At 51.9% G+C, this 241-nt stretch carries 2 tRNA genes; both read right to left on the minus strand.

The annotated features are described in order from the left end of the window. Positions 1–72, minus strand: a tRNA-Glu gene (locus tag FD28_RS10410). Between the two features lie 13 nt (positions 73–85). After that, positions 86–176 (minus strand) — tRNA-Ser (locus FD28_RS10415). Positions 177–241: the final 65 nt, after the last annotated feature.

Below are 241 nucleotides of genomic sequence, written 5' to 3' on the forward strand. Positions count from 1 at the left end.
GACCCGTACGGGATTCGAACCCATGTTACCGCCGTGAAAGGGCGGTGTCTTAAACCACTTGACCAACGGGTCATACTTTATAAAACGGAGAGTGAGGGATTCGAACCCTCGAAACAGGTTAGTACCCGTTTACAGCATTTCCAATGCTGCTCCTTCAGCCACTCGGACAACTCTCCATTATTAAGCTCCGGCAGGCGGGCTCGAACCGTCGACAACCTGATTAACAGTCAGGTGCTCTACC

Source organism: Levilactobacillus hammesii DSM 16381 (assembly GCF_001434395.1).
GTDB classification, from domain to species: Bacteria; Bacillota; Bacilli; order Lactobacillales; family Lactobacillaceae; genus Levilactobacillus; species Levilactobacillus hammesii.